The following is a 22,075-nucleotide window of genomic DNA, read 5'->3' as shown; positions in this document are numbered from 1 at the left end:
GGCGACAGAGGGCCGTTCGGCCCGGCTCCCGGGCCCCCTGGACCATCTCCCCCTACGGCCCGACGCGGAAGGGTGGGACACACACCGCCGACGGCGGTCGTCGCTCTGCCCTTCACGCTTCTGGAGGAGACACCATGTCACGTACGGTCATCGCGGGCCTCGACGGGTCCCCCGCATCGCTGGCAGCCGCCGAGTGGGCCGCCCGCGAGGCCCAGCGGCGCCGACTCCCGCTCAAACTGCTGCACGCGGTGGAGGAGTGGATCCCGTCGTACGGCTACGCGTCGCAGACCGCCGCCACACCGTCCCCTCAGCACTGGGGCGAGCGCATTCCGCGGGAGGTGGCAAAGGAGTTGGCCGAGCGGCACCCCGATCTGGAGATCACCACGGAGCAAGTGGACGGCCGGCCCCTGACCGTCCTGGCCGCTGCCGCACAGGGGGCCGAACTGCTGGTACTGGGCTCGCGCGGGCTGGCGGCGATGGCGGGCTTCCTCGTCGGATCCGTGTCCCAGGCCGTACTCGCCCACGCCGAGCGCCCCGTGGTGGTCGTACGGCCCGGCGCCTGGATGGACACCGCCCATCTGCCGATACCCGTCGACAACGGGCCACAGGAAGGCGCCTACCGGCCGGTCGTGCTCGGGCTGGACCTCTCCCGCCCGTGCGATAACCTCCTCGACTACGCCTTCGACGCAGCGTCCTCGCGGCGAGCCCCGCTGCGTGTGATCCACAGTTGGAACATGCCGCCCACCTTCTCCTTCGACCCGGCGCTGTTCGCCCCCGAGGTGCGGGACGGCATGGCGGCCGGCACGGCAACCGCGCTCGGCGACGCACTGCGGCCTTGGCACGGCAAGTACCCCCAGGTTCGCGTCGAAGAGGAATGCTCCGTGGGGCAGGCCGCCGGACATCTCATCGAGGCGTCGGCGGACGCCTCCCTGCTCGTCGTCGGCCGACGGATCCGCCGCTCGGCCATCGGCACCCACCTCGGCCCGGTCGCCCACGCCGTGCTCCACCACTCCACGGCCCCGGTCGCGGTCGTACCGCACCCCTGAGTCCCGGGAAACAGGCAGCATCCGCAGTGATGCGGGTGGCACGGGGTCAGCGCCTGTCGCGTTCCCAGGAGCTCACGGCATCCGGATCGCGGTGACAGGACCGCCCCGATGCCGCGCGCCCGGCAGCCCATCCCCTCCCCGGACTGCCGGGCGCCCACATCAGGGCGACGACCGAGTGGCCGAGCCTGCGGCCCGGGTGGGGTGTCCGACGGTGTAGTGAATCGTTCTTGCTCCGGTGGCGGTCGCCCGGACCTCCAGTCAGACAAGGATCCCGTTGTCGATGTTGCAGCCTGTTCGTGTCGTGTTCCGCTCCGCCCTGCGTGCTGCCCCGATCTTCGGTGAAGGACTGCGGGTGGCCCTGTACCAGGGTCAGGGCCCAGTCGGCAGCCGGGAGGCGGTGGAACGGAACCTGGAGCGTCTGACCGAAGTAGCCGCATTGGCAGCGGACTACAGCTGCCAGGCGGTCGTGTTCCCGGAGAAGTACACCACCGGCTACGCGATCGACCCCGAGCAGTGCCGGGAGCTGGCAGAGCACCGCGAGGGCCCCTCCATCGAGCGGGCCCGACTGGTTGCCAAGGAGCACGGCCTGGCCGTGGTCTTGCCTTACCCCGAGCGGGACGGGGACACGTTCTACGACTCGATCAGCGTGATCGGGCCCGACGGGCTGGTGGCCGCGAACTACCGCAAGACCCACCTGTACGGGGCTGCCGAGCGGCGCAACTACTCCTTCGGCCAGGACCTGCCGCCCGTCGTCCATCTCAATGGCATCGCGGTGGGCGTGCTGAACTGCTACGAGTGCGAGTTCCCGCCTCTCTACCAGTACCTCTCCGAACAGGGCGCCACGATCGTTCTCGGGCCCACAGCTGCGGATGGCCACTTCCGCCTGGCCGACGGCACCATGAGCCAGGTCCCCTACCAGGACGCCACCCGCCACATCATCCCGGCCATGGCCAGCATCTGGCGCCTGTTCATCGCCTACGCCAACCGCCGCGGCTGGGAACAGGTCCCCGCCGGCTCCTGGCAGTACCAGGGCAACTCCGGAATCTGGGCCCCCGACGGCGAACCACTGATCGTCGCAACCGCCGAAGACCGCCAGCACGACACCCTGCTCATCGCCGACTGCCTCCCCGCGGCAGTACCCCCTTTCAGCCCCGAAGGCCACCACCCCACCGACAGCCGACTCACCCTCAACCCGGCCCTGCGCCCCGCCCACTGAGAAACTCCTCGATGCCGGTACGGGCGCACTGACGGACGACAGAAGCTCTCATCGGCTCCGATCGCACACGCGGCACTACCCCTGGCGGCCGGTCGGCTCTCCACTCGCTGTCCACCAGCGGGGAGATCCAACTGGCCGCGCTATCAGGAATCCGATCCGAACTCTGACGGGCCACACCAGGGTTCCTCCGAGAATCTTCAGGCCCGCGTCCCCGAACTGCCGGGAGGGACCGGCACATCGTTCTTCTGGGCCGCTACCTGTTCAACAGCACGGCCAGCGGACGGGGCCGGGGGCCTGCGCCCCTTCCCGGATCCCGATGCCGCCGAGGGCGGGGAGGCCGAGGACGGCTGAGGACCCAGGTCCCGTCCGACGTGCCGGCCGGGACCTGGGGGTGGCTCAGTCGGCCTGATTGTCGGCCTGCTTGGGCAGGCAGAACATCAGGGCCCACATCAGGGCAAGGAGGCCGCAGACCCACCACAGCACGGTGACGAACGCGTCGCGGTTGACCGCGCCGTCGGGAGAGCCGCCGGTGATGGCGAAGAACACCACGGCGGTGAGCGCGGTGCCCAGCGCGATGCCCAGGTGAATGGCGGTGTTGAACAAGCCCGAGGCCGAGCCTGCGTCCTCGTGCGGGACCCTGGCCAGCGACAAATCGGCGAGCGGGCCGGAGACCATGCCCAGACCGAAGCCGATCAGCACCACCGGAGGGGTCATCGCCAGCAGGGTCAGGTCGGCCCGGTCGCTGCCGATCTGGAGCCCGTAGGTGACCATCGCAGCGGTCGCGATGAGGGCTCCGGCCTGCGGCAGACGGCGGGCGAAACGTCCGGCGGTCTTCGCCGCGGCGGTCGCGCCGCCCAGTTCTCCCACGGAGAGGAGCACGAAGGCCACGGCCGCCTCAAGCGGGCTCATGCCGAGTCCGCGCTGCAGGTACAGCGTCCAGGTCATGAAGAACAGGCCGCACAGCAGGCCGTGCATCAGGTCCGCGGCCATGCCCCCGGAGAACTGCCTGACCCGGAAGAGGGACAGGGTCACCAGCGGGGCGTTGCCCTGCCTGCGCCGCTGGTGGCGCAGGAAGACACCGAGGACCAGGACTCCGACGGCGAGCATGGCGAAGCACCACAGCGGCCACCCGTGGGCGTGGCCCTCGGTGAGCGGGAAGAGGATCAGGATGATGGCCAGGCCGGACAGCAGCATGCCGGCCAGATCGAGGCGGTCGGCCTTGCGGACGGTCGACTCGGGGATGAATCTGCGTCCGAGGAGGAGTACAGCCAGCCCGACGGGCACGTTGACCAGGAAGATCGGCCGCCAGGACAGCCCGAACAGGTCGGCCTGGGTGAGTACGCCGCCCAGGACCGGTCCCAGGACGTTGGCGATCGCCAGGACGGCCCCGTACAGGCCGAATGCCTTGCTGCGGTTCTGACCTTCGAAGGTGACGTGCATGGTCGCCAGGACCTGCGGGATCATCACGGCCACGCCGACACCCTGGAGCAGACGGGCACCGATCAGCACGCCCGGGCCGGTGGCCAGTCCGCACAGCAGCGAGGCGGCGGTGAACACGACGGTGCCGATGAGCAGGATCCTGCGGCGGCCATAGATGTCACCAAGCCGTCCGCCGGTGATCAGCCCGACGGCGACGGGCAGGGAATAGGCGCTGGTCAGCCACTGCACCGCGACCGGTCCGGCACCGGTCGACTCCTGGATGGCCGGCAGCGCGGTCAGGACGACCGACTGGTCGAGCATGTTCATCAGCTCGGCGGTCAGCAGCACCAGGAGGGCGATCCAGGCCCCCATGGCCATCTTCGAGGGTCCAGGTGATGGGTGGGTCGGGGTCTGGGTGGTGGTGTGCTCTGGCTCGTTGTCGAGCGCGGAGGAAGACAAAACGGAAACTCCTGATCCAAAGGAATCGGGGAGCCCTGCCGAGAGCCGCACCGGGGCCGGAAAACACGGAACCCGGGGCAGACGGCAGAGCTGCACCCGGGAAGGAAAACTGCGGGGAGGGGTGACGCAACTCAGGCCAGCGCGACGTCCGCCCCCGGACACGTGCGACAACACAGCACGCAGGGAACACGGACGACTACATGGCCTGGTTAATAAGACGTCACCCCAAGATCGACACAGAAGGAACAGGAAGTCCGGTCACTGCCACCGAAACCTTGGCGCAGGAACTCGAACACGCTACAGCACCCCCACGCCACTCCGCACAGCAGAATGGACCCGCCCCTTGCTCGGTCGCAAGGCTCAGCGGCCAGGCGATGCAGCCCGGCCAGGCGATGCAGCCCGGCCGGGCTCCACGCGTCCGGCGGCTACTGGAGGCAGTCCTCGCCGTCTTCGGCTCGGCACGCGCCTTCCTCACCCCACCCATCCACATTCCGGGGATGCTGGCCCCGGCAGCTGCTGTCGGCGCCCGGCCTCCCGTCAGCACGGTGCGGATCGGACTGAGGGGCTGCGGGCAGGACGAGCCGAAGCCCGAGCCCGCGCTTCTCGGCCTCGGCGGCTGCCCGCGCCAAGACCACGTACCAGTTCTCCGAAGGGTCGATGCGTACGAGGATCTCACCGACTTCACTCGTCATCATGACGCCTCACTCCTGCTTTCGTCGCCGTGGCGGGGGATGAGTTCGACGGGGCAGTGCGCATGGTGCACGAGGCTGTGCGTCACGCGCCCCAGGGTTCGGCCGACATATCCGGGCTTCCGGCGCCCGCCGATGACCAGCAGATCCGCGTGACGGGACGCCTCCACCAGCACCCCGGCCACGGACACGCTCTCCTCGGAGTCGGCCTGTACGGTCAGAGAGGGGAATTCGTCCCGGATCTGCTCCGCGACGAACGCCAGACTCGACTGCTCGTGATGGCCGACGCCCTCGTTCAGGCCCTTGAGTTCTCTCACCGCCGAGCCGACGGACTGCAGGATGCTCCGGACATGCAGCAGTCGCAGTGAGGCCTTGCGTAGTTCGGCCGCCCGCGCGGCATGACGCACGCAATCGAGGTCGCGCTCGTCGCGGACGCCGGCCAGCACGACGTCGTGCCCGGCCGCCTCCTCGCTCCCCCGGACGACGACCACGGGCGTGCGGGCCTCCGCCACGACCTTGAGCCCGACCGAGCCCAGGGTCAATGAGCTGAATCCGCCCGGACCCCGATGACCAACGACGAGGGTGCCGCAGCTGCTTGCGGCCCGGCGCAGGCTCATGGCAGGTCCGCTGCGGCTGAGCTCCGTCGTCACGGAGAGCGCGGGATGGCGGCCCTGCGCAGCCTGCGCGGTACCTTCAAGCAGGTCACGACCTTCGGTACTGACCCGTTCCAGGTCCTCGTCCGAGAGATCGAGGACGCGGCCGTCGATGTCGGACCCGAACACGATGTGCAGAGGGCGCCTGCGGCGGGCGGCCTCGTCCGAGGCCCAGAGCGCCGCCCACCGGGCCGGCCCGGACCCGTCGACGCCGACGATGACCGATCCGAGTGCCGGACCGCCACGGTTGCTTTCCATGGTTCCTCCACGCTGACTGCTCCTTGGGGACAGCTCCACGCTGTCACCGCGGCGACCGACAGCAGAGGGTCCCTCAGGACCTCATCTGGGCCGAAGGTCCCGGCCGATGGCTCGCAGACGACAGTCCCTGCTGCTCAATCACGACTGCACCGATGATCACGCGCTGCCGCTGCCTATCCGGTCTCGGCGACATCTCCGCACCGGGTGAATGCCCAGTCCCACCTGGACCTGCGCAGCTTCGCTACGGTCTTGCTTCTTGTCGTCCCCCGCCACTCGCGTGGCGACCGGTGCTCGGCGCTGGCGCATACCCGCACCCTCGTTGCCGGTCGTCGCGGGCCTCGTCGTGGCGCTGCTGCCCGGCGCCCCGCAGATACACGTCACCCCAGAGCTCATCGGCCTCGTAGCCCTGCCGCCCCTGCTGTACGCCGGCGCCGAGGAGATGTCCTGGCGCGAGCTGCGCGCGGTGTGGAAGCCGGTGTCCCCCAGCTCCAGTACGCACTGACCAGCCGCATCATCCTCGAACGGGCCAAGGGGATCCTCGCGGAGCGCTGACAGTGCTCCCTCGACGACGCGTTCGTCGCCCTCCGCTCCTACGCACGCGCCCACAACCTCCGACTCACCCAGCTAGCGGCCGAGATCGCCGACGTCACCTTCGACACCACTCTCATCCCGCTGGGAGATGAGCCGCCCAGGTAGTGCCACCCACAGGACCGACAGGGCGCGGGCGGCCCAGAGCGGAGCCCTCCTGCTGAGCCGACCTCATCTTGTCGCGGCCGGCGGAACGGTCGTTCTTCCCCTCCTTTAGCCCTGGTCCTACTCTCCCAGTGGGAAGTGGTCCCGGCGCGGTGCAGCCCCCGCGAGGTGCCGCCCTTCCCGGGCTCCCAGTCCCCGAGCCGGAACGGATTACCGAGGCCGGGCCGGAGCCCTATCGCAGAACGCCGACGCGCAGAGCTCCGACCTCCGTCCTGCGCGCGTTCGAGACGGAGTGCCGGTCACCGGCTCCGTAGACGCGGAGGACACCTGCGGGGACGCGACAGCGGCGCTATCGCGTCCCCCTGCGCACGGCCACCGCCTTGGGGGGCGGCGGCCGTGCGGCCAGGCACTCCCCGGCCGTGCCGCGTGGCCTCACATCACTTCACCTCACAGGGTGCGGAGCTCGGTGGTGAAGACCTGGCCTGCGACGTTGCCCCCGAGGATCAGGCCGTCAGTGGCGTCCCACGGGTAGCGGACCCCGAGCCAGATGCGACTGTCGACATCCTCCTTGGCCGCGGCGCTGAAGCTGGTGAAGTGGCGCTGCTTGACCGGTGCGTTGGGTTCGTCGGTGTGAGGTCGAAGGCGATGGTGTCGCTGCCGAAGTAGCGCTTCATGATTCCCGCCCAGGCGGCACCGAAGGAGGCATGGCCGGACACGTAAGCGGGGAAGCACGGGCTGACGTTGACACCGGCGTTGTTCTTCAGGAGGGGCTTCCACTCCGGGTCCAGGCCGCCCTCGCGAATCGCGGAGACCGGGCCGCACCAAGATCCGGACCATATCCGGACCAGGCGCCGCCAGAGGACGGCGCCAACTGCCGTTTCCCCTGGTCGGCATGGGTGTAGCTGCCGTACCACCAGGAGACGAAGAATCTGCCGGTATCCAGAGTCCGAGTCCAGCGGGAATCCGGGCGTCGCTGTGTCCCGGCCCACTGCCTACAGCATGCCGGGGTGCGTCATGCACTCGAATCCGGTCGCCGCGGCGTGCCGGCCAACGCCCAGTGCGAAACGAGCCCGAGAGGCGGAACCCAGCCTGATTCTCCGCGCTTCCGCTTTGCCCGCATCGGCCCAAATCAGGTCGCGCTCAACGCAGCGTAACCTGCACCGAACCAGCACGGGACGGGTCGCGAGGGGTGCTGACGTGGGGTTTCGGGTCAGCACCAAACCAGCACGGGAGTCAGCACCGCCTACCCAAAAGAGCCCTGACTCTCCAATTCCGACAGGGCTTCACGACCCTGTTCCGGAGGGGATGCGGGGCAGGAGTTCCGGTCATATGGTGCGCGGGCACATCAGGTGTAGCCCGATTGTGATGGCGGGCCACATATGCGGTTGACCTGGGGACTTCTACGTTGTGGCCACACCCGACGTCCCCGCAGACACCCTGGAAGTGGTGCACATGGTCTCCCCCGGAACCGTCCCGCAGGCTCCATCCGGAATCCGGCGGATCGTCGCCGCCAGTCTCATCGGGACCACCATCGAGTGGCCGCTGCCTTCCCGACCGCCACCCGCCAACTGGCCCACCATCATCACCATGAGGCCGACGACCAGAATCGCGCCTCCGGTCAGGGTGCCCCAGTGCCGGGTCCCGGAATCGCTGATCACCAGCCCGAAGAGCACCTGCCAGCACAGTGCCAGGGCCGCCACCAACTGACCCCATCCGTAGACGCGAGGGCTGTGGACGTGGCGCCGGTTCATGGGAAGTACCCAGCCACGGGCGACCGCGGCCACCCCGGAGACGGCGATGAGCAGTGCGATGAGCACCAGAGGTACGGCGAGGTACGGCTTCATGTTCTCTCCTGTGCGCCGGACCCGTGCCGCACGCAAGCGCGATCATCACACTCACCGCGCCCCGCGTACGAGGCATCGCACGGGTTCAGGAACAGCAGTCGCAGCCGGGGCCGCAGCCCGCACGCGTCCGTCGCGGAGTCGGCGGACGGCGCGACCGCCGCAGTGGCGGGTGTCGCGCAGCAGCCCTTGCCCTGCCAGGCGTCGCGGCCTTCCTTCACCGCGATGGCGGCGATGACGAGGGCCGCGATCGGGTCGGCCCAGCTCCAGCCGAGGGTGGCGTTGAGGACCAGGCCCACGAGGAGGAAGGCGGAGAGGTAGGTGCAGAGGAGGGTCTGCTTGGAGTCGGCGACCGCGCTGGCGGAGCCGCCCCGAGGGCGAGTACGGTCCTGCGGATGCTGCGGTCGGGGCGCCAGAAAGTGGGCACAGAAGTGAGAATCCCGCCGGATCCTCGTCCAAGCGAGGGTCCGGCGGGATTCCTGTCGGCTTCTTGACGTCGGCGTCGGACGTCAGCCGGCGTGGACGTGCGGGCGGCGGGCGCGGTCCGGTTCGGCCTCGCGGATGACCTCGCGGGTGACGGGGGCGACTTCGCCCTGGCCGAAGAGGAAGAAGCGCAGGAAGTTGGCCATCGGGTTCCCCTCGGTCCACTCGAAGTAGATGTGGGGGCGCTGGCCGGTCTCGTCCCGGACGTACAGGAGGAGGGCGGCCAGGGCGTTGGGAATGCTGGAGCTCTCCAGGGTCAGGACGCGGTAGCGGTCGTGGAGGACCTCGCCCCGTACCCGCATGCCGGATTCGAACTCGGAGGCGTCCAGGACGGTGACCTCGACGAACATGACGTCGTCCTCGGACGGGATGTCGTTGTCCGCGCGGATCTGCTGCTTCTTCTGCCGGTACTCGTCCAGGTCACGGCTGTCCGGCTCGTTGGCGATGAACCGGATCGTGCGGTTGGCGGTGTCGCGGATGAACCGCTGGGCCATGTCGTCCAGCTCGATGTCCGTGACACGGAGTTCGAAGACGCGGGCGAGCCGGGAGAGCAGGGAGAGGGCCATGATGCCGGCGATGAAGCAGGCGCCGATCTTCACGCCGTCGGGGCGCTCCACGACGTTCACGGCGGTGGTGTAGACGAGGACCGCGGAGATCACGCCGAAGGCGATGGTCCAGCCGCGCTCGCCGGCCCGCCGGGCCGCGATGGTCACGGCGACCGCAGCCGAGGTGATCAGGACCAGGACACCGGTGGCGTAGGCGCCGCCCTGCGCGTCCACATCGGCGTTGAACAGCCAGGTCACCAGGAAGGCGATGAGGGTGAAGACGATGACCATCGGGCGCAGGGCACGCGCCCAATGCGGGGCCATGCCGTAGCGGGGCAGGTAGCGCGGCATCAGGTTCAGCAGGCCAGCCATCGCGGAGGAGCCCGCGAACCACAGGATCAGGATCGTGGAGATGTCGTAGACGGTGCCGAAGGCCGAGCCCAAGTACTCGTGGGCCAGGAAGGCGAGGGCACGGCCGTTGGCCTCGCCGCCCGGCTGGAACGCGTCGGCGGGGATCAGCAGGGTGGTGATGAAGCTGGACACGATCAGGAAGACGCTCATGATCACGGCGGCGGTGGTGAGGAGCTTCTTCGTGCCGCGGATCCGGCCCGCCGGCTTCTCCGGGGTGTCATCCGGATCGCCTTCGACGTGCGGCATGACCGCGACGCCCGTCTCAAATCCGGACATGCCCAGCGCCAGCTTGGGGAAGACGACCAGCGCGATGGCGATCATCATGAACGGACTGCCGTGCTCGGTGGTCAGCGCCTGCGACCAGTCGGTGATGACGTGCGGTTCGCTCAGTACCTTCCACACGCCGACGGCCATGACGATCACGTTGAGGCCGAGGTAGGTGGCCACCAGGACCACGGCGACGCCAATGGCCTCGCTGAACCCCTTGAGGAACACGGCTCCGAGCAGCGCGACCATGATCAGCGTGATCAGAACCTCGTGCCCGTGCAGGGTGGAGGTCAGGTGCGGGTTCTCCACCAGGTGCGCGGTGGCGTCGGCGGCCGAAAGGGTGATGGTGATGAGGAAGTCGGTCGCCGCGAACCCCAGGAGGGTCAGGACGAACAGCTTGCCCTTCCAGAACGTCAGCAGCCGCTCCAGCATGGCGATCGAGCCCTCGCCGTGCGGGCTCTCCTCCGCCACCCGGCGGTACACCGGCAGCGCGCCGAAGAGGGTGAGTATGACGAGCACGATGGTCGCCAGCGGGGACAGCAGTCCGGCGGCCAGCGCTGCGATACCCGGCTGGTAGCCGAGGGTGGAGAAGTAGTCGAGACCCGTCAGACACATGACCCGCCACCATGGCCGGCCGTGGGGCTGGGCAGCCGACTCTTTGGCGGCGGGCGAACTGGTGTCGGCGGTCAGGCCTTCCAGCATCCACGCGCGCAGGCGCGAGGAGCGGGCAGGGGTGGCCATCGTGGGGGGCTCCTGTCGTACGGCAAAGAATCAGCCATCGACATCGACGGCGGAGCAAGCGTACGCAGGCTGATCACTTATGCACGCAGCTGAGCGAATCCTGACGCGTCCTTAACACGGACAGACCCACCGGCGGCGTAGCGGCCGCATCGCGCCCACGTCGAAGGTCGAGAGCAGCTCCGTACGAGGCGCGGGGGCGGCCCGGACGGGGGCCGCCCCCGCAGGGGAACCAGCGGAGTGTGGATCAACGCTGGCCGGCCTGGTGCGGCCTTGGTCTGTGGTCTGTGGTGAACGAGGTCTTGGACGGCCCTCAGCCGAGGCCGGGGACGGTGGACACCAGCAGGTCGATGAGCTTGATGCCGACGAACGGCAGGATCAGGCCGCCAAGGCCGTAGACGCCAAGGTTGCGGCGCAGCAGGTCGTGCGCGGAGGCGGGGCGGTAGCGGACGCCGCGCAGGGCGAGCGGGATGAGGGCGACGATGATCAGGGCGTTGAAGATGATCGCCGAGGTGATCGCTGAGGTGGGGCTGCTCAGGCCCATGATGTTGAGCGCGCCGAGTCCCGGGTAGGCCGCGGTGAACATGGCCGGGATGATCGCGAAGTACTTGGCCACGTCGTTCGTGATGGAGAAGGTGGTCAGGGCGCCTCGGGTGATGAGGAGTTGTTTGCCGATCTCCACGATTTCGATGAGCTTGGTGGGGTTGGAGTCGAGGTCCACCATGTTCCCGGCCTCCTTGGCGGCCGAGGTGCCCGTGTTCATCGCCACGCCCACGTCGGCCTGCGCTAGGGCGGGCGCGTCGTTCGTGCCGTCGCCCGTCATCGCGACGAGCTTGCCGCCCGCCTGCTCCCGCTTGATCAGCGCGAGCTTGTCCTCGGGGGTGGCTTCGGCGAGGTATTCATCGACTCCCGCCTCGGCGGCGATGGCGCGGGCCGTCAGCTCGTTGTCGCCGGTCACCATGACCGTACGGATCCCCATGGCGCGCAGCTCCGCGAAGCGCTCCCGGATCCCGTCCTTGACCACGTCCTTGAGGTGGATGATGCCGAGGACCCGCGGGCCGTCCCAGTCGTGGACCGCCACCAGGAGAGGGGTGCCGCCGGACTCGGAGACAGCGGCCGACCAGTCGGCGGCCTCGGACGGTACGGTCCCGCCGCGTGCCACCACCCAGTCGCAGACCTGCTTCACCGCACCCTTGCGGATCGCGCAGCCGGCGCCGTTGTCCCAGCTCAGGTTGACGCCACTCATTCGGGTGCGGGCACTGAACTCGGTGAAGCGCGGGTTGCTCAGATCCTCGGCGACAGCCGGCTGGAGCCCGTACTGCTGGGCCAGGGCCACGACGGAGCGGCCTTCGGGGGTCTCGTCGGCGAGGGAGGACAACTGGGCGGCGTCCGCGAGCTTGACGTGCTCGACGCCGGGCAGCGGGATGAAGGCCGCGGCCTCGCGGTTGCCGAGGGTGATCGTGCCGGTCTTGTCGAGGAGCAGGGTGTTGATGTCGCCGGCCGCCTCTACTGCACGGCCGCTCATCGCGATGACGTTCCGCTGGACCAGGCGGTCCATACCGGCGATGCCGATCGCGGAGAGCAGGGCGCCAATGGTGGTGGGGATGAGGGTGACGAGGAGGGCGACCAGGACGGTCGTGGACTGGGCGGCGCCCGCGTAGGCGGCCATCGGCTGGATGGTGACCACGATCAGGATGAAGATGACGGTCAGGGCGGCCAGCAGGATGTTGAGCGCGATCTCGTTCGGGGTCTTCTGCCGGGTGGCGCCCTCGACCAGGGCGATCATCCGGTCGATGAAGCTGTTCCCGGGGCGCGAGGTGACCCGTACGACGATCGAGTCCGACAGGACGGTCGTGCCGCCCGTGACACCGGTCCGGTCGCCGCCCGACTCCCGTAGTACGGGGGCCGATTCGCCGGTGACGGCCGACTCGTCCACCATCGCGGCGCCGTCGACCACGTCCCCGTCGGCCGGGATCAGCTCGCCGGCCTCGACGAGGACGAAGTCAAAGGGCTGGAGCTCGGCCGGGGTCACCGCCTCGGTCTCGGCGCGCCGCAGGTTGGCCCCGTACGTCCAGTGGTTCAGCCGGAGCGCGACCGTGTCCGTACGCGCCTTGCGCAGCGACTCGGCCTGAGCCCGGCCGCGGCCTTCTGCAACGGCCTCGGCGAGGTTGGCGAACAGGACCGTCAGCCACAGCCAGACGCTGATCACCCAGGTGAAGACGGACGGGTGGACGAGCGCCGAGAGCGTCGTCAGGACCGATCCCACCGCGACGACGAACAGCACCGGCTTCTTCACCAGTTCACGCGGGTGTAGCTTTCCGACGGCCTCACGCGCGGAGGCTGCGAGGAGCTCGGGCTCCAGCATGTTCACCTGGCCGGAACGCTTCCGGGACGGGCGGTTGACCGGGGTCCGCGGAGGGGTTCCGAGACCCGGGGGAACGTGCTGCGCGGTGGCGGGAGCCATGAAAGGACCTTCTGGTGAGTTCGACTTCGGCAAGACACCCCTGCCCGCGAGCCGGGCAGGGGTGCTTGAGAGAGGGGTGTCGCCGCCGGGGGACTACTCCATGGACCCCCTCGGCCGTCATGTGAGTGATCGAGGCCCCCCGGCAGCGCAACAAGCAGGAAACTACCGCCCGATGTAGAGCTGTCCCCCATCAACGCGGAGGAATTGGCGCCGTCTTGACGGCGGCGCACTAGATGCGTCAAGCATCCGTCAGAGGTGCGTCAACGCAGGTCAGCGCACGTCGTCGGTGATGCGGAAACGCAGCCGGCAGATGACGGCGTCGGTGTCGCGGCGGACCGCGTGCGCGACGACGGATCCGCGCTGGTTCTGGAGCATCCGCTGCCACAGGTGGGCGGGTTCGGTCTCCGGGATGAGGACGGTCACCTGGGTGCCCGGATGCGTCTCCGTCAGCTCGCGGACGTATGCCGACACCGGACGGCCGAGCGAGCGGGTGCTGGAGGGCACCTCGACCAACTCGACCCCGGGCTTCCACAACTCCCAGTCCCGTCTCAGGGCTTCCGCAGCCTGCTGGTCCTCCGGAACCGGGTGGGTCACGGTCACGGCGAGGACCTCGTCGCCGAGCGAACGTGCGGCGGTCAGGGCCTGGCAGGTCAGTTGGGACAGTCCGGAGACCGGTACGACGACCAGCGAGCGGGAGCGCAGGGGCGCCTGCGGGATGCGGCCGAGCTCCAGGCGTTCACCGATCTGAGCGTAGGCACGGTGGATCTTCTCGAACGCGAGGACGATGAGCGGCAGGGCGAGGACGATCAGCCAGGCGCCCTCGGTGAACTTCGTGGCGGTCACGACCACCGCCGAGACCCCGGTGAGCAGCGCGCCGAAGCCGTTGAGAGCCGCTTTGGCCCGCCAGCCCCGGGGGCGCTCGCCGCGCCAGTGCCGGACCATGCCGATCTGGCAGACGGTGAAGCCGACGAAGACGCCGATCGCGAAGAGCGGGACGAGGGTGTTGGTGTCGCCGCCGGAGAAGACGAGCAGGGCCGCCGAGACGAGTGCCAGCCAGACAACACCGTGGCGGTGCACCTGGCGGTCGGCCTTGAGGGCGAAGACGTGCGGCAGGAAGTTGTCGCGGGCCAGCAGGCTCATGAGCACCGGCAGCCCGCCGAAGGAGGTGTTCGCGGCGAGCGCGAGGAGCACCATGGTGGCGAACTGGACCACGTAGAAAGCAGCGTTGTGGCCGAAAGACGCGTCCGCGAGCTGAGCGAGGACGGTGACCCCCTCGACCGGCTGGAGGTGGAAGCGGCCGATCAGGACCGAGAGCCCGATCAGCATCACACCCAGCAGGGCTCCGAGCGCCACCTCGGTGCGTTGGGCACGGCGAGCGGCCGGGGCACGGAAGGACGGCACCGCGTTGGCCACGGCTTCGACGCCGGTCAGTGCCGAGCAGCCGGCCGCGAAGGCCTTCAGCAGCAGGAGCGCACCGACCGTGGTGGCCCCTTCGCCCAGCACGGAGGCGTGCCCGGCGGCCGAGGCGGTGCTCACCGGCCCGTCACGGAACAGGCCGACCACGACCATCGCCAGGATCGACCCCACGAACACGGCGGTGGGGACGAGGAAAGCCTTGGCCGAGTCCACGACCCCCCGCAGGTTCACCGCCGTGACCAGGACCAGCACCGCGAGGCAGATCCACACCCGCTCCGGGTAGAGCTCCGGAAAGGCCGAGGTCAGGGCGGCCACGCCGGCCGTGACGGAGACGGCCACGTTCAGCACGTAGTCGAGGATCAGCGAGGCCGCGGCGACGAGGCTCGTACGTCGCCCCAGGTGTCTTTTGGCTACGGCGTACGAGCCGCCGCCGTCCGGGAACGCTGCGATCACCTGCCGGTACGAGGCCACCAGGACGGCCAGCAGCGCCGCGATGGCCAGGGTGACGGGGAGCGTGAATCCGAGGCCGTAGGCTCCCGCCGCCGCGAGGACCAGCACGATCGACTCCGGCCCGTAGGCGACGGAGGCCATCGCGTCGAGCGACAGCGCGGCGAGGCCCTGGAGCGCGGTCAGCCGGTGCGGGTCCTCCACCACCTGCGTCCGTGCGCCGATATCAGGAGGTTCCTCCGTGCCCGGCGCCTGTCCGGCCGTCGTCGACTTTTCCATGTGCATGGACATCTCGCTCGTTCCTCCGTTGGACAAAGTGAGGACAGCGTCCGGACGGCGCGGCCGGATGACCAGTGCTCTTGGCGCGATCCATACGGCTGCCGCCCCACTCTTCACGCACCCCTTACGCCCTGGACGGAGATCCGTATGAAGGGCGTCAAGACCTCGCCAGGGTGAGTGACTCCTCCTTCAGCGGGGGCACGCTTGATGAGGGCAGGCCGTGTCAGGCCACCCCGATTGGACCCGAGCGGTTCCGATCAAGACCTGCGTCTCCGGACAGGAGGCATCACGTGTCCGGGTACCGACACCGACTCCACGACCGCGCCGTGCTGCTCGCGGCGCTCGTGGCCCCCTTCCTCGTAGCGCTGGCGCTCGTGCCGTTCCGCGGAGACCTCTCGGCGACCAACGAGGCTCTGATCATGGTCGTCGCCGTGGTCGCCGTCGCCGCACTCGGCACCCGGGCCGCCGGCGCCCTGGCCGCGCTGTCGGCGGCGGGCTGGTTCGACTTCTTCCTCACCAGGCCCTACCAGCGGTTCGCCATCGCCGACGGCGACGAGATCCAGACGGCCGTCCTGCTGCTCGTCGTCGGCCTGATCGTCTCCCAGCTGGCCGTACGCGTGCGCCGGCTCCAGACGGTCGTGGTCACCGACGCCGCACACCTGTCGAGCCTCCAAGGCGCCGCGCGGCTGGCCGAGGACGGCGGCTCGCCGGAAGCCGTGGTCGAGTACGTGCGCCGAGAGCTCGTCGGCCTGTTGGGGCTGCGCGGCTGCCGCTTCGAGTACGGAAGCCTCATGGGCCGGCTGCCCCGGCTGGAGCGCGACGGCAGCCTGTGGCTGCGCCGCGGCGGCCGCATCACCCAGTACGCGGACTGGCCGGACGGAGAGACCGAACTGCGGGCCGTCGGCGGAGGCCACTACTACGGCCGCTTCCTCCTCGATCCACTGCCGGACCGGCCCCTGCCCCCGGAGGAAGCCCGCCTGGTGGCGGTCGCACTGGCCGCGCAGGTAGGCGCCGCCCTGGACACGGCCGGCCTCTCCCACCAGGGCTGACCGGCGATTCACGACCCCTGGCGTAAGTGTGGCGTTAAGAGTTCCCCGGCGGCCGTATGGACACCGTCAAGGCCTCTTAACGCCGGGATGAAGACACGGTTATCTCGTCATCGGCATCGGCCGTCTGGCCGATTCTTTTCTTCCCTCTTCATCCAGGAGCTCACGGTGGCCGATCTGGCCTTCGTCGTCACCACGGTCGCGGTCTTCGCGCTGGTGGCCCTCATCGCCCGGGGGGTGACCAAGCTGTGAACGCCGAAAACATCGTCGGCCTCGTCGTGGCCGTCTCCCTGCTGGGATACCTCATCCTCGCCCTCGTGTACCCGGAGAGGTTCTAGCCACCGATGAGTCCCGTTCTCGCTGGTGTGCTCCAGCTCCTCGCACTGATCGCCGCGCTCGCACTGGCCTACCGCCCGCTGGGCGACTACATGGCCAAGGTCTACTCCTCGGAAAGGCACTACAAGCCGGAGAAGTGGATCTACAAGGCCATCGGTGCCAACCCGTCGGCCGAGATGCGCTGGCCCGCCTACCTCCGCGGCGTCCTCGCCTTCTCCGCGGTCTCCGTCCTCTTCCTCTACGGCCTCCAGCGGGCCCAGGGGATCCTGCCCGGCTCGCTCGGCTTCTCCGCGATCGACCCGGACCAGGCCTTCAACACCGCCGCGTCCTTCGTCGCGAACACCAACTGGCAGTCGTACTACGGCGAGCAGGCCATGGGCCACGTCGTACAGACCAGCGGCCTGGCAGTACAGAACTTCGTTTCGGCGGCGGTCGGCATGGCCGTCGCAGTGGCCCTCGTGCGAGGCTTCGCCCGCTCCCGCACCGGTGAACTCGGCAACTTCTGGGCCGACCTGGTCCGCGGCGTCGTCCGAATCCTGCTGCCCATCTCGGTGATCGGCGCGATCGTCCTGGTGGCGTGTGGCGCGATCCAGAACTTCGCCGGCATCCACGAGGTCGGCCAGTTCATGGGCGGCTCCCAGCAGTGGAATGGCGGCGCGGTCGCGTCGCAGGAGGTCATCAAGGAGCTGGGTACGAACGGTGGCGGTTACTTCAACGCCAACTCCGCCCACCCCTTCGAGAACCCGAGCCCCCTCTCGAACCTCTTCGAGATCTTCCTGATCCTGCTCATCCCCTTCGCGCTCACCCGCACCTTCGGCCGCATGGTCGGAAACCTGCGCCAGGGCTACGCGATCCTCGCGACGATGGCGACCATCTGGCTCGGGTTCACCGCGCTGATGATGTGGACCGAGTTCGCGCACCACGGCCCGGCGTTCGACGTCGCCGGCGGTGCGATGGAAGGCAAGGAGACCCGGTACGGCATCGCCGCATCGTCGATCTTCTCGGTCGCGACCACGCTCACCTCCACCGGCGCGGTCAACTCCTTCCACTCCTCCTACACCGGCCTCGGCGGCGGCATCCAGCTGCTGGGCATGCAGCTCGGGGAGATCGCGCCCGGCGGCGTCGGCTCGGGCCTCTACGGCATGCTGGTCATGGCGATCATCGCGGTGTTCATCGCCGGCCTGATGGTCGGTCGCACGCCCGAGTACCTGGGCAAGAAGATCGGCACCCGCGAGATCAAGTTCGCGGCGCTCTACATCCTCATCACCCCGGCCCTGGTGCTGTGCTTCACGGCTGCGGCGATGGCCCTGCCCACGCCGGCCAACTCGATGACCAACAGCGGGGCGCACGGCTTCTCCGAGATCCTCTACGCCTACACCTCCGGCGCGAACAACAACGGCTCCGCCTTCGCGGGTCTGAACGCCGACACCCAGTGGTTCAACTCGACGATCGGCATCGCGATGCTGCTCGGCCGTTTCCTGCCGATGGTGTTCGTCCTGGCGCTGGCCGGCTCGCTCGCCGAGCAGAAGCCCGTCCCCGAGACGGCGGGCACCCTGCGGACCGACAAGCCGCTCTACACCGGCCTGCTCGTCGGAACCATCCTCATCGTCACCGGTCTGACCTACTTCCCGGCCCTGGCGCTGGGTCCGCTCGCCGAAGGGCTCGCATCATGAGCACCGCCACACCTACAAGGGCTCCGCACCAGGACGTGCCCACCGGCCACAAGCCGGACAGCGGACGCGTGGGCGGCGGCCTCTTCGACCCCAAACAGCTGCTGAAGTCCTTCCCCGACGCGGTGAAGAAGCTCGACCCGCGCGTCATGATCAAGTCCCCGGTCATGTTCGTCGTCCTGATCGGCTCGGTCGTCACCACCGCCCTCGCGATCAAGGACCCGACCGACTGGTTCGGCTGGGCAATCGCCGCCTGGCTGTGGCTGACCACCATCTTCGCCAACCTCGCGGAGGCCGTCGCCGAAGGCCGGGGCAAGGCCCAGGCCGACACCCTGCGCAAGGCCAAGACCGACACCATCGCCCGCCGTCTGACCAAGGACGGCAAGGGTGAGGAGCAGGTTCCCGGCACGGAGCTGCGCATCGGCGACCTGGTCGTGTGCCAGGCCGGAGACATCATCCCGGGCGACGGTGACGTCGTCGAAGGCGTCGCGTCCGTCGACGAGTCGGCCATCACGGGTGAGTCCGCGCCGGTGATCCGCGAGTCGGGCGGCGACCGCTCGGCCGTCACCGGCGGCACCAAGGTGCTCTCCGACCGGATCGTCATCAAGATCACGACGAAGCCCGGCGAGACCTTCATCGACCGGATGATCGCGCTGGTCGAGGGCGCGGCTCGGCAGAAGACGCCCAACGAGATCGCGCTCAACATCCTGCTGGCCTCGCTGACGATCGTCTTCCTCCTCGCGGTCGTCACTCTCCAGCCGTTCGCCATCTACGCGGGCGCCGAGCAGTCGATGATCGTGCTGACCGCACTGCTGGTCTGCCTCATCCCGACCACCATCGGCGCCCTCCTCTCGGCCATCGGCATCGCGGGCATGGACCGGCTCGTGCAGCGCAACGTCCTCGCGATGAGCGGGCGCGCGGTCGAAGCCGCCGGTGACGTCTCCACCCTCCTCCTGGACAAGACGGGCACCATCACCCTCGGCAACCGCCAGGCCTCGGAGTTCGTCCCGGTCAAGGGCACGACGGAAGCCGAACTGGCCGACGCCGCCCAGCTCTCGTCGCTCGCCGACGAGACCCCCGAGGGCCGCTCGATCGTGGTCCTCGCGAAGGAGAAGTACGGCCTGCGCGAACGCCACCAGGGCGAGCTGTCCCACGCCACCTGGATCGAGTTCACCGCCCAGACCCGCATGTCCGGCGTGGACGTGGACGGCAAGCAGACCCGCAAGGGCGCGGCCGGCTCGGTCATCACCTGGGTCAAGGAGCAGGGCGGCCACGTCTCCGAGGACGCCGACCTCCTCGCCAACCGGATCTCCGAGGCCGGCGGCACCCCGCTGCTCGTCGCCGTCAAGGACGAGAAGGGCGCCCGGATCCTGGGTGTCATCCACCTCAAGGACGTGGTCAAGGAGGGCATGCGCGAACGCTTCGACGAGCTGCGGCGCATGGGCATCAAGACCATCATGATCACGGGTGACAACCCGCTGACCGCAAAGGCCATCGCCGAAGAGGCGGGTGTCGACGACTTCCTCGCGGAAGCAACGCCCGAGGACAAGATGGCCCTCATCAAGCGGGAGCAGGCCGGCGGCAAGCTCGTCGCCATGACGGGCGACGGTACGAACGACGCCCCGGCCCTCGCGCAGGCCGACGTAGGCGTGGCGATGAACACCGGAACCTCGGCCGCCAAGGAGGCCGGGAACATGGTGGACCTGGACTCCAACCCCACCAAGCTCATCGAAATCGTAGAGATCGGCAAGCAGTTGCTGATCACCCGAGGGGCCCTGACCACCTTCTCGATCGCCAACGACGTCGCGAAGTACTTCGCGATCATCCCGGCCATGTTCGCCGTGGTCTACCCCGGCCTCGACAAGCTCAACATCATGGGCCTCCACTCCCCGGAGTCGGCGATCCTCTCCGCGGTCATCTTCAACGCTCTGATCATCATCGCCCTGGTGCCGCTCGCCCTCAAGGGCGTCCAGTACAAGCCGACCAGCGCCGACAAGATGCTCCGCCGCAACATCGGCCTCTACGGACTCGGCGGCCTCATCGCCCCGTTCGTCGGCATCAAGATCATCGACATGATCATCTCCCTCATCCCCGGCCTCTCCTGATTAGGAACGTGCTGATCCCGCCATGAACAGTTCCGTATCCAGCACCTTCCGCCTGATCGGCGCGGGCCTGCGCGCCCTCCTCGTCCTGACCGTGATCTGCGGGGTCATCTACCCGCTCGCCGTCACCGGCATCGCCCAGGCCGCCTTCAACAACAAGGCCAACGGCTCGGAGATCAAGGACAAGAGCGGCCAGGTCGTCGGCTCCTCCCTCATCGGCCAGACCTACAACCTGCCGAAGAAGGACCCCAACGACGCGGAGGAAGCGTCCAAGCCGGACCTCAAGTGGTTCCAGCCCCGCCCCTCCAACGGCCTCGGCGCCAACAGCGTCAACACCCAGTACGCACTGATCCTCTCCGGCGCCACCAACCGCTCCGCCGACAACGGCGCGGTCAACGGCAAGTGCACCGACCAGGCGGAGGAAGGCACCCTCTGCGCCCAAGTCGTCGCCGCCAAGGACGCCGTGGTCGCGGACAACTCCACCGCCTCCTACCAGGTCAAGCCCGAGGACGTACCGGCCGACGCCGTCACCTCGTCCGGTTCGGGCCTGGACCCGGAGATCTCTCCCGAGTACGCCAAGCTCCAGATCCACCGGGTCGCCGAGCAGAACAAGCTCGACGTCAAGCAGGTCGAGAAGCTCGTCGCCGACCACACCGAGGGCCGGACGCTCGGCTTCATGGGCGAACCCCGCGTCAACGTCCTCGAGCTCAACATCGCCCTGAAGGCGCTGTCCAAGAGCTGATGTTCCACATCGCACGGTAACGAAGCCGGCGGGGCGCCGAAGCTCCCCCAGCTACCGCTGGGAGGAGCCCCCGGTGCCCCGTCGGCTTCTTGCCGTGCCCGCAACGAAGGAAAGGCTGCACACCGATGACTCGGGTGCTGGTAGTGGAAGACGACCCGCAGCTCGTCCGCGCACTGAAGATCAACCTCCAGGCGCGCAAGTTCGAGGTCGAGGAAGCAGCCGACGGCAGCACGGCCCTGCGGCTCGCCGCCGCCCACAAGCCGGACGTCATAGTGCTCGACCTCGGACTGCCCGACATGGACGGCATTGAAGTCATCAAGGGTGTCCGCGGCTGGAGCAAGGTCCCCATCCTGGTCCTCTCCGCCCGACACACCTCGGAGGACAAGATCCGCGCCCTGGACGCCGGCGCGGACGACTACGTCACGAAGCCGTTCAGCATGGACGAGCTGCTGGCCCGTCTGCGGGCAGCCACTCGCAGGCAGGAGGGTCCCGAGGCCTCCCAGTCGGCCGAGGTCTCCGTCGTCACGACCGACGAGTTCAGCATCGATCTGATCGCGAAGAAGGTGCACCGGGGCGAGCGCACCGTGCGGCTGACCCCGACCGAATGGCACCTGCTGGAGATCCTCATCACCCACCCGGGTCGGCTGATCAGCCAGGGGCAGCTGCTGCTGGAAGTCTGGGGACCGACCTACGGGGAGAACACCAACTACCTGCGGGTCTACATGGCCCAGCTACGGCGCAAACTGGAGGCGGATCCCTCACACCCGCGCTATCTGATCACCGAGCCGGGCATGGGATACCGCTTCGAACCCTGATCACCCGCACGAAGATCCACAACAGAGCCCCCATCACCAG

The 22,075-nt window shown here is 68.8% G+C and carries 15 protein-coding genes and 2 pseudogenes; 10 read left to right on the top strand and 7 right to left on the bottom strand.

Annotation, left to right across the window (positions count from 1 at the left end; all coding sequences use genetic code 11):
* Nucleotides 1–134: 134 nt before the first annotated feature.
* Nucleotides 135–1,046, top strand: coding sequence for a universal stress protein (locus OHU74_RS35905; protein ID WP_371613994.1), 912 nt, complete (start codon nt 135–137; stop codon nt 1,044–1,046).
* Between the two features lie 280 nt (nt 1,047–1,326).
* Nucleotides 1,327–2,262, top strand: a complete 936-nt coding sequence (locus OHU74_RS35900) for a nitrilase-related carbon-nitrogen hydrolase (protein ID WP_371613995.1) — start codon at nt 1,327–1,329, stop codon at nt 2,260–2,262.
* A 396-nt stretch (nt 2,263–2,658) separates the two neighbouring features.
* On the opposite strand, the gene OHU74_RS35895 is transcribed toward OHU74_RS35900, so the two are convergent.
* Both OHU74_RS35895 and OHU74_RS35890 read right to left on the bottom strand, forming a co-directional pair.
* Nucleotides 2,659–4,140, bottom strand: coding sequence for an MFS transporter (locus OHU74_RS35895; protein ID WP_371613996.1), 1,482 nt, complete (start codon nt 4,138–4,140; stop codon nt 2,659–2,661).
* Between the two features lie 691 nt (nt 4,141–4,831).
* Complete coding sequence (locus OHU74_RS35890) at nt 4,832–5,779, bottom strand: universal stress protein (RefSeq protein WP_371613997.1); 948 nt, start codon at nt 5,777–5,779, stop codon at nt 4,832–4,834.
* A gap of 189 nt (nt 5,780–5,968) precedes the next feature.
* On the opposite strand from OHU74_RS35890, the pseudogene OHU74_RS35885 reads away from it, so the two are divergent.
* A pseudogene (locus tag OHU74_RS35885) lies at nt 5,969–6,221 on the top strand (cation:proton antiporter); the annotation flags it as partial.
* Between the two features lie 1,612 nt (nt 6,222–7,833).
* Here the strand turns inward: OHU74_RS35885 and OHU74_RS35880 are convergent.
* From OHU74_RS35880 to OHU74_RS35860, 5 genes and pseudogenes are all read right to left on the bottom strand, one after another.
* Entirely contained in the window at nt 7,834–8,277 is a 444-nt protein-coding gene (locus OHU74_RS35880; RefSeq protein ID WP_371619893.1) for a hypothetical protein, read from the bottom strand.
* Nucleotides 8,278–8,362: 85 nt separating this feature from the next.
* Nucleotides 8,363–8,642, bottom strand: a pseudogene (locus tag OHU74_RS35875) (cation transporter); the annotation flags it as partial.
* Between the two features lie 141 nt (nt 8,643–8,783).
* Entirely contained in the window at nt 8,784–10,721 is a 1,938-nt protein-coding gene (locus OHU74_RS35870; protein WP_371613998.1) for an APC family permease, read from the bottom strand.
* Nucleotides 10,722–11,031: 310 nt separating this feature from the next.
* Nucleotides 11,032–13,182: a potassium-transporting ATPase subunit KdpB gene (kdpB, locus tag OHU74_RS35865; protein WP_371613999.1), complete on the bottom strand. Its 2,151-nt coding sequence runs from the start codon at nt 13,180–13,182 to the stop codon at nt 11,032–11,034.
* 270 nt (nt 13,183–13,452) lie between these two features.
* Nucleotides 13,453–15,336: an APC family permease gene (locus OHU74_RS35860; RefSeq protein ID WP_371614000.1), complete on the bottom strand. Its 1,884-nt coding sequence runs from the start codon at nt 15,334–15,336 to the stop codon at nt 13,453–13,455.
* Nucleotides 15,337–15,614: 278 nt separating this feature from the next.
* Here OHU74_RS35860 and OHU74_RS35855 point away from each other — a divergent pair, with 278 nt between their 5' ends.
* The 7 genes from OHU74_RS35855 (at nt 15,615) to OHU74_RS35825 (ending at nt 22,035) form a co-directional block, all read left to right on the top strand.
* Nucleotides 15,615–16,373: a DUF4118 domain-containing protein gene (locus OHU74_RS35855; RefSeq protein WP_371614001.1), complete on the top strand. Its 759-nt coding sequence runs from the start codon at nt 15,615–15,617 to the stop codon at nt 16,371–16,373.
* 87 nt (nt 16,374–16,460) lie between these two features.
* Nucleotides 16,461–16,622, top strand: coding sequence for a hypothetical protein (locus OHU74_RS35850; RefSeq protein WP_371614002.1), 162 nt, complete (start codon nt 16,461–16,463; stop codon nt 16,620–16,622).
* Nucleotides 16,619–16,708, top strand: coding sequence for a K(+)-transporting ATPase subunit F (kdpF, locus tag OHU74_RS35845; RefSeq protein ID WP_037690508.1), 90 nt, complete (start codon nt 16,619–16,621; stop codon nt 16,706–16,708). Before OHU74_RS35850 ends, kdpF begins: the two co-directional genes overlap by 4 nt.
* Before the next feature lie 6 nt (nt 16,709–16,714).
* A complete protein-coding gene (gene kdpA / locus OHU74_RS35840) occupies nt 16,715–18,379 on the top strand; it encodes a potassium-transporting ATPase subunit KdpA (protein WP_371614003.1) in 1,665 nt (554 codons plus the stop codon).
* Nucleotides 18,376–20,481 (top strand): potassium-transporting ATPase subunit KdpB, encoded by a 2,106-nt coding sequence (gene kdpB, locus OHU74_RS35835; RefSeq protein WP_371614004.1) that lies wholly within the window; start codon nt 18,376–18,378, stop codon nt 20,479–20,481. Before kdpA ends, kdpB (OHU74_RS35835) begins: the two co-directional genes overlap by 4 nt.
* A gap of 22 nt (nt 20,482–20,503) precedes the next feature.
* Entirely contained in the window at nt 20,504–21,220 is a 717-nt protein-coding gene (locus tag OHU74_RS35830) for a potassium-transporting ATPase subunit C (protein ID WP_371614005.1), read from the top strand.
* 125 nt (nt 21,221–21,345) lie between these two features.
* Nucleotides 21,346–22,035, top strand: coding sequence for a response regulator (locus tag OHU74_RS35825; RefSeq protein ID WP_371614006.1), 690 nt, complete (start codon nt 21,346–21,348; stop codon nt 22,033–22,035).
* Nucleotides 22,036–22,075: the final 40 nt, after the last annotated feature.

The sequence above is a fragment of the Streptomyces sp. NBC_00454 genome (assembly GCF_041434015.1).
Lineage (GTDB): Bacteria > Actinomycetota > Actinomycetes > Streptomycetales > Streptomycetaceae > Streptomyces.
The sequence above is the reverse complement of the archived record's forward strand: the minus strand, read 5'-3'. Positions and strand labels throughout refer to the sequence as shown.

Bases quoted from the DNA above. Each gene is read 5' to 3' on its own strand.
- OHU74_RS35860 (WP_371614000.1), bottom strand. From the start codon at position 15,336: ATGTCCATGCACATGGAAAAGTCGACGACGGCCGGACAGGCGCCGGGC.
- kdpB (WP_371614004.1), top strand. From the start codon at position 18,376: ATGAGCACCGCCACACCTACAAGGGCTCCGCACCAGGACGTGCCCACC.
- kdpB (WP_371613999.1), bottom strand. From the start codon at position 13,182: ATGGCTCCCGCCACCGCGCAGCACGTTCCCCCGGGTCTCGGAACCCCT.
- OHU74_RS35850 (WP_371614002.1), top strand. From the start codon at position 16,461: ATGAAGACACGGTTATCTCGTCATCGGCATCGGCCGTCTGGCCGATTC.
- OHU74_RS35830 (WP_371614005.1), top strand. From the start codon at position 20,504: ATGAACAGTTCCGTATCCAGCACCTTCCGCCTGATCGGCGCGGGCCTG.
- OHU74_RS35900 (WP_371613995.1), top strand. From the start codon at position 1,327: ATGTTGCAGCCTGTTCGTGTCGTGTTCCGCTCCGCCCTGCGTGCTGCC.
- OHU74_RS35870 (WP_371613998.1), bottom strand. From the start codon at position 10,721: ATGGCCACCCCTGCCCGCTCCTCGCGCCTGCGCGCGTGGATGCTGGAA.
- OHU74_RS35880 (WP_371619893.1), bottom strand. From the start codon at position 8,277: ATGAAGCCGTACCTCGCCGTACCTCTGGTGCTCATCGCACTGCTCATC.
- kdpA (WP_371614003.1), top strand. From the start codon at position 16,715: ATGAGTCCCGTTCTCGCTGGTGTGCTCCAGCTCCTCGCACTGATCGCC.
- OHU74_RS35825 (WP_371614006.1), top strand. From the start codon at position 21,346: ATGACTCGGGTGCTGGTAGTGGAAGACGACCCGCAGCTCGTCCGCGCA.
- OHU74_RS35905 (WP_371613994.1), top strand. From the start codon at position 135: ATGTCACGTACGGTCATCGCGGGCCTCGACGGGTCCCCCGCATCGCTG.